The 7688-nt window shown below is 69.8% G+C and carries 5 protein-coding genes; 4 read left to right on the forward strand and 1 reads right to left on the reverse strand.

The window, feature by feature from the left end; all coding sequences use genetic code 11:
* The 4 genes from G3I65_RS39745 to G3I65_RS39760 all read left to right on the forward strand — a co-directional run.
* The coding region (locus tag G3I65_RS39745; protein WP_255482013.1) for a polymorphic toxin-type HINT domain-containing protein at positions 1-2833 on the forward strand (2833 nt) is incomplete at its 5' end.
* 13 nt (positions 2834-2846) lie between these two features.
* Positions 2847-3263, forward strand: coding sequence for a hypothetical protein (locus G3I65_RS39750; RefSeq protein WP_160700656.1), 417 nt, complete (start codon positions 2847-2849; stop codon positions 3261-3263).
* A gap of 304 nt (positions 3264-3567) precedes the next feature.
* Positions 3568-3957 carry a hypothetical protein gene (locus G3I65_RS57800; RefSeq protein WP_239071727.1) on the forward strand — a complete coding sequence of 130 codons (390 nt, stop codon included), beginning with the start codon at positions 3568-3570 and terminating at the stop codon, positions 3955-3957.
* 122 nt (positions 3958-4079) lie between these two features.
* Entirely contained in the window at positions 4080-4661 is a 582-nt protein-coding gene (locus tag G3I65_RS39760; RefSeq protein WP_239071728.1) for a septum formation family protein, read from the forward strand.
* Here G3I65_RS39760 and eccCb read toward each other — a convergent pair.
* Positions 4662-7688 (reverse strand): type VII secretion protein EccCb (eccCb, locus tag G3I65_RS39765; protein WP_160700657.1); only part of this gene is annotated, 3027 nt, incomplete at its 5' end.

Genomic DNA, 7688 nt, shown 5'->3' on the forward strand with positions numbered 1-7688 from the left:
AGCGAGCGCGGCCGCGAACGCCGCCCGGGCGACCCGTGCCGCCCAAGCTGCGACGGCGTTCGCCGACACCGCGGCCAACGCCGCTTACGCCGCCCAAACGGCCGCAGAACGAGCCGCCACCGACGCCGACGCCGCGGCGGCGGCTGCATTGGACGCTGCCGACCATTCCCACAACGCCACCGAAGCCGCCAACTTGGCCACCGCGCACGCGAACGCGGCGACCCAGGCGGCCCAAGCCGCCATCACGGCGGCCAACCAGGCCAAGCAGGTGTACGACGCCGCGCGGACCGCCGACGCGGCTCGCCTCGCGGCCGAAACCGAGCGCGACGACGAACTCGCACTTCGTCTCGGCGCCGCGGCGGACCAAGTGTCCATTGCTGACCGGTGGAACAAGACCCAGAACGATCTCCGAACGGCCGAGACCAACCGGTTGATCGCTGAAGCGACCGCCCCCGGTACTGTTCCCGCTCTTGCACTGGCGGACGCCCGCAAGGCAGCTCTGGCCCTGGCTACCAGCGGCGGCCCGTGGACACAGGCCGCTGCCCGGAACGCGCTTGCCGGTCCCGACGTCGTCGCGGTCGACTTCGTCCGCACCGGTCTCGCCGTGGCAGCCGGCCAAGACGACCGCGTCACCCTGACCAACCTTGAACGGACCGGCACCGCAGGCTTCAAGAAGGCCGCTGATGCCGCGCTCGCCGGAAGCGACACCGACGTTCAGGCCTTCCTGCAGAGGCAGGACTACCCCGGCCGCGAACTCGACGACCGGATAGCCGTGGACCGCATTCTCGCCGCGGCTCAGCAAGCCGGGAACTTCGCCACCCAGGCCGCCGCACAGAAGGCTCTGGACGCCGAAACCGACGAGGCGTTGCGGCGCTTCCTCGACTCCGACAAGACGACCGCCGCGGTCAACGACGACCGGATCAAGGCGAACCAGATCCTCGCCGCCGCGACCAGCGGACCGCAACTGCAGGCAGCCGCGCAGATCGCGCTCGACGGCACCCCGGCGATGGTTCACGACTTCCTCGTATCCGGGCAGTACACCGCCGCCCAGCAGGACCAGGACAGTGCCGCGCACGACGCCCAGGTGTCGGGTTACCTCGCCCAAGCGATGCAGTCCGCACAGACCGCGGCGCAAAACGCGGACCTTGCCCAGCAGGTAGCGGCCACCGCGCGGGGTGCCGCCGCCGAGGCCGCGGGCTACGCTCAGCAGGCCGAGACTGACCGGCAGCAGGCCGCGGCCAGCGCGCAGCAGGCTCACGAGTCGGCCGTGGCGGCCCAGGACGCCGCGACCCGAGCAGCGCATTCCGCGGCGACCGCCAACACTGCCGCGGCGAACGCGCGGACGGCTGCCCGTGGTGCCGCGATGTCGGCGGCTTGGGCGAACTCGTCCGCGAACTTTGCCGCGCGCATGGCCTCGGAGGCCTATGGTTCCGCTCACGACGCGTTCAAGAGCGCTCTGGCCGCCGGCGAAAGCGTGGAGAAGGCGAAGACAGCGGCATACGACGCGGTGTCCGCGGCACTCACCACGGTGAAGCAGAAGCAGGCGGAAGCGAACGGGATCCTGCTGCTGCATTGCAAGAGTCTGCCCGGCGGCATCGGCTACGACGAGTGCATCCAATTCGCGCAGATGTCCGACGCGGACAAGGTGATGCGCGCAATGAGCAACGACTGGCTCTGCCGTCACGCCGAGAACATGGGAAGTGCGTTCAGGCAGCAGTGCATCGACGCCGAGACGAGCCCCACCTTCGCCACCGACCTCGCCTTCACCGTAGCGGCTCAGGCCCTCAACGAACTCGGCGCGATCTACGGCGCGCTGGCGACCACGGAAACCGCGCTTCTCGCCGGCACGCTGTGCGCTGCGTTCGAACCGTGTGCGCTGCTCGCTTCGTCAATCATCCCGGAGGGAACTGCTTTCACGTCCTGGATGGCGATCGCCACCGGAGACGCCCTCGTCACAGCGCGAGTCGGCGGTTTGCTGGAAGACGTGTACGTCAGGCAGGAAGCAGCCGGCGCCAACCTGTCCGAGATCGTCGCCGGGCTCGGGGCCTGCGAGCGCAACAGCTTCCTGGGTGACACCGCTGTGGAGCTGGCTGACGGCTCGACGAAACCGATCAAGGACATCGACGTCGGCGATCGGGTGCTCGCCACCAATCCCGTCAGCGGGACGACGCAGGCTCGTTCCGTCACCCGGCTGATCACCGGACAGGGGCAAAAGGACGTCCAGCACATCCGGGTCGCCACCACTGCCGGCCAAGCGGAGATCACGGCTACCGCGGGACACCGGTTCTGGGTGACCGGCCAGGAGAAGTGGGTGGCCGCGCAGAACCTGCAACCGGGTGACCAGCTGCGATCCACACATGGAGAAGTTCAGGTCGTCAACGTTGCGTCAGGTGCGGTCAACGCGAAGGTCTACAACTTCACCGTCGAGGGACTGCACACCTACTACGTTGTCGCAGAGGACACCCCGCTGCTCGTCCACAACTCGGGATGTACCGACCACATCGCGTTGGGGCTGGAGGCCTACGCTGAGCAGTTGTCGGGGATCCTCGGTGCGCGAACTCTCATGGCGGACCGCGACTGGAGAGGAACGGTGTGGGTCACGGCGGAACTCCTGAAGATCGACCCGGAGGCATTTCGCGTCTCCTTCGCGCTCGACGGCATGGACGGTGCCGAAATCGACGTGGCGACGGCGGTCAATCGGGCGCTGTCGCGGAACGCACGCCAGATCGGGGGAGCGACCGACCTGGAGATCACCATGTTCAACCAGCTCGGAGTTCTCCGAGAGGTCGATTTCTACATCGGGGGCCGTCTGCAAGCCAACCCGTTCAAGTGATGACCGTATTCGTGTGGAGATCGACATGCCTGCTCTTGTGTTCCCGCTGACGTTCGACCGAACCTTTCAACTCTGGTCCTACAACGTGAGCCACAGCGTCCTCTTGCTGCGGTCGACGCAGACTGCGACGACTCCGACGCGAGTCGACCTGATGTTCCGCGGCGTGCAGGAGATGCGGCTGCGATCACGGCTGGACAACGTCGAGATCACTGTGTCGCACGGCGGAGATCCGGCCGGTGAGTTCGCGGAGGTTCAGGTCTCGGGCGGCAGGAGCCTGTTTGTTGTGTCGTCGGCCGCGTTGACCGGAGGTTACGTGGTGGCAAGCAGTCTGTACCTGGCGGAAGACGACCTCTCCTACGGGGAACCTTCGACGATCGATGCGCCGGAACTCGAAGACCGGGTTGTCAGGTCGGGCTATTTCCCTTCATGACATGAGGTATCTCGCGCTCGCGCCACAACGCGATCCTGCATCCTCGATGTCGGCCAGCGCCTCCGGCCCGGTGCGAGGTCGACGCCGCAAGCTGCCCTGCTGGTGCCGCTTCGTGCCGGAGATGACCGCACCTGCTCGCTGATCAGCTCTCCGCCGGCTTGGTCCACGCCACCTGGACCAGCCCCGTCCCGTGCCGCCGCGACACCAGCGTCCCGCGGCTCGGCGGCTGCGGCGAAGGCTTCATCTCCGCCAGCAACGCGTCCTCGCCAACAAGCGTACGGCTTGGGCGGTCGTGGAGATGCTGTTGGTGCGCAACGGCGTCATCAGTGGGCCGACGTCAGCGGGCCTGAGTAATGTGATCTACCAGGTCGGCAAGGGTCAGCTGGCCAGCGTCGAAGAATCGCCGCTGCCCTGCGTGGATACTGAAGGGACCGTTGTGGACGTCGAAGCGCTCATGACCCGGCTGGCGCAGGCCGGCGTCACGACCCTCATCAAAGCCGACGACGAGCGCCTGGCCGAGGGTGGCGAGACCTGGACCGTCATGGTGTCCGGGGCCGGGCTGGGCACCCAGGGTGGGATCCGAGCGGAGTCGGCTGACCTGCGATCGGGTCTGCGGGATGTCCTCAGCCGGCTCGCGGAGCGACCTGGTGACTGGTCGTGGCTGGGAGAACTTCGAGAGCTGAGCCCACAATGATCGAGCCGGACGCCGGCGAGCCCGGAGAAGCGACCCTCAGGGCCTCGCGGTCGGGGGCGATTCGTGCCGGGGAGGCCGGCCGGCCCGCAGCACAGCACGATCCTGAGCTCTTCGACGAGCTCATGCGGACCGAACTCCGCCGTCAGCCGGTCAGTCGGTACGCCGTTGCCACGCTCGTCTCCGGGCTGATCGGCGGACTGCTCGCCCCGGTCTTCGCCGTTGTCGCCGTGGTGCGGATCCGGAAGCAGCGGCAGCGCGGCTTGGTGCTGGTGATCTGCGGCCTGGTCGCCTTCGCCGGGTGGATGGGGTTCCTCGGGTACCGGATCAGCACCGGGACCGCGTGGTGGCAGCAGCGGGCGAGTCAGGAGCAGCTGCCCGAGGGGGCCGCGCACGGGCTTGATCTCGTCGCCGGTGACTGCTTCTGGTCGCCGGTGGCGTCGGGGAACACCGATGTTTTCCGGCGGGCGTGCACCGAGACGCACACCGCCGAGGCATTCGAGGTGCTTCCGCTGGGTGCGGGCCCGATGCCGGACATCCTCGACATCTACCGCGGCAGCTTGGCCAGGTGCGAGGCCGGCGCCCGGAAGCTGCCCGAAGTGCGCGTCCAGGTCATGACCCCGACGGCGGACAGCTGGAACGCCGGCAAGCACCAGGCGGTCTGCTATTACCGCTTCACGACGGAGATGACCGCGCCGGTGCGCTGATCAGCTCTCCGCAGGCTTGGTCCACGCCACCTGGACCAACCCCGTCCCGTGCCGCCGCGACACCAGCGTCCCGCGGCCCGGCGGCTGCGGCGAAGGCTTCACGTCCGCCAGCAACGCGCCCTCGTCCTTCGTGCCCGACATGATCAGCCCCGGCGAGCCCAGCTCCCGCAGCCGCTGCAGGACCGGCTCGAACAACGCCCGCCCGGCACCACCGGAACCGCGGACGATGATCAAGTGCAGGCCGATGTCCCGGGCCTGTGGCAGGAACTCCAGCAGGGGCTGCAACGGGTTGCGCCCCACCGTCGCCACCAGCTCGTAGTCGTCCACCAGCACGAACAGCTCCGGGCCGCGCCACCACGAGCGGTTGCGCAGCTGCTCCGGCGTCACCGACGGGCCCGGGAGCCGGTTTCGCATCGCCGTTGCGCATTCCGCGATCAGGTCGGTCAGCTTGCCCTCCGCGCCCGCGTACCCCAGCAGGTGCGGCTCGGACACCGCGCCCAGCAGGCCGCGGCGGTAGTCGGCGACGATGATCGCCGCCTCTTCCGGGGTGTACGCCGAGGTGATGCCGTGTGCCAGCGCACGCAGCAGCGACGACTTCCCCGATTCCACGTCGCCGAAGGCCACGAAGTGCGGGTCCGCCGCGAAGTCCAGGTACACCGGGCGCAACGTCGACTCCGCGATGCCCAGCGTGACCTGTCGCGAAGGGGCCGCGGGCAACCCGTCCAGGGGCACCTCGGGCGGCAGCAGGCGGACCTGCGGGGCGCGCGGGCCCTTCCAGGCTTCCGAGATCCGGCGGACCAGGTCGACGCCGCCCGCGCCGATCGTGTCCGGGCGCTGGTCGCCGTCGATGCGGGGGAGGGCCGCCAGGAAGTGGAGCTTCTCCGCCGTGATGCCGCGGCCTGGGCGGTCGGCTGGGACGTTGACCGCCACCTTCCGGTCGATCGAGGAGTCCATCGGGTCACCGAGACGCAGCTCGAAGCGGGTGCCGATCGCGTCGCGCAGCTGGGCGCGGACGCCGATCCACTGGTTGAGCGAGACGATCACGTGGATGCCGAAACCCAGGCCACGCGCGGCCAGGCCGGTGATCTGCTCCTCCAGCTGCTCGTACTCCTGGCGGATCGTCGTCCAGTTGTCCACGAACAGGAACACGTCGCCGAACTCGCGGCCGTCGGTGCTTTCGGTGAACTCCGCGCGCCGCTGGCGGAACGTCGTGATCGACTCGATCCCGTTGGCGGCGAAGAACTCCTCGCGCTGCTCCAGCAACGTCGTCAGCTCGGCGACCACGCGGCGGCAGCGCTGCGCGTCGCGGCGGGTCGCGTAGCCCGACACGTGCGGCAGCCCGGCGATCGGGGCCAGCGCGCCGCCACCCATGTCGAGGACGAACAGCTGGACCTCGGCCGGGGTGTGGGTCAGCGCGAGCATGCCCGCGATGTCCTTCATCAGCGTCGACTTGCCGCTCTGCGGGGCACCGACGATCAGCGCGTGCCCGCCGGCGCCGGAGAAGTCGGCCCACAGCATGTCCCGGCGCTGCTCGAACGGCTTGTCCACCAGCGCGACCGGGATGGTCAGCTTGCCGTTGCCGCCCCAGCCGAGCGGGCACAGGCCGCGCGCGGCGTCCTCGCCCAGCGGCGGCAGGAGCTGCTCCAGCGTCGGCGGCTCGTTCAGCGGCGGCAGCCAGATCTGGTGCGCGGCCGGGCCGCGGCCTTCCAACCTGGACAGCATCGCGCCGATGATCGTCTCGCCGGTCCCCTCGGTTTCCGGCGCCGGCGAGACCTCGGTCGTGACCGGGATCTCCACCGGGGCCAGGGAAAACGGCAGCACGCCGAGCTCCTGGCCGTCCTCGCGCACGACCGTGCTGCGCGGCGGCAGCTCCCCGGAGACGTAGGCGGCCTTGAGCCGGATCAGCGTGTCGGTGTCGGCCTTGAGGTACGCCGACCCCGGCACCGGCGGCAGGTGGTAGGCGTCGGCCACGCCCAGGACGGCCCGGCTTTCCGCGGCGGAGAACGTCCGCAGCCCGACCCGGTACGACAGGTGAGAATCGAGCCCGCGCAGCCGGCCCTCCTCGAGCCGCTGCGACGCCAGCAGCAGGTGGATGCCGAGCGAGCGCCCGAGCCGGCCGATCGCGACGAACAGGTCGATGAACTCCGGCCGCGCGGACAGCAGCTCGGAGAACTCGTCGATGATCACCAGCAGCGACGGCAGCGGGTCCAGCGGGACGCCGTCCGCGCGCGCCTTCTCGTAGTCCCGCACGGACGCGTAGTTCCCGGCCGCGTGCAGCAGTTCCTGGCGCCGCAGCAGTTCGCCGTTCAGCGCGTCGGCCATGCGGTCGACGAGCGCGAGGTCGTCGGACAGGTTCGTGATGACCGCGCAGGTGTGCGGCAGGCCGGTCATCCCGGCGAAGGTCGCGCCGCCCTTGAAGTCGATGAGCGCCAGGTTCAGCGTCTCCGACGAGTGCATCACGGCCAGCGCGGTCACCAGCGTCCGCAGCAGCTCGCTCTTGCCCGACCCGGTCGCGCCGATGACCAGGCCGTGCGGGCCCATCCCGCCTTCGGCCGACTCCTTGAGGTCCAGCTCCACCGGACGGCCCTCGGGGTTGACGCCAAGCGGGATCCGCAGCCGGTCGCGGGCCGCGCGCGGCGCCCACGTCACCGCGGTGTCGGTGTCGCGCGGGTCGCCGATGCCGAGCAGGCCGGCCAGCCCGAACGTCGCCGACATCGGCTTCTCGCCGACGACGGCGGCCGGCGTGTGCAACGGCGTCAGCATCCTCGCCAGCGCTTCGGCCGCGCCGCGGTCGAGGACGTCGGGCTGCCCGAGGAACCCGAGCCGCTGCTCGGTGGCGTCGCCGACGACCATGCCGAGCGAGTCGGGCGCGGTGTGCAGGCTCAGCAGCCGCTCGGTCGAGTACGTCCGCGGGTGCTCCTGGCCGACTTCGATGACGGTGACGCCGAGCCGGCCGTCTTCGCCGATCAGCCGGGGTTCGCCGTGGGCGTTGCCGCCGTCGACGACCACGACGAGGTGCGGGAGGTC

Source organism: Amycolatopsis sp. SID8362 (genome assembly GCF_010550475.1).
Lineage (GTDB): Bacteria > Actinomycetota > Actinomycetes > Mycobacteriales > Pseudonocardiaceae > Amycolatopsis > Amycolatopsis eburnea.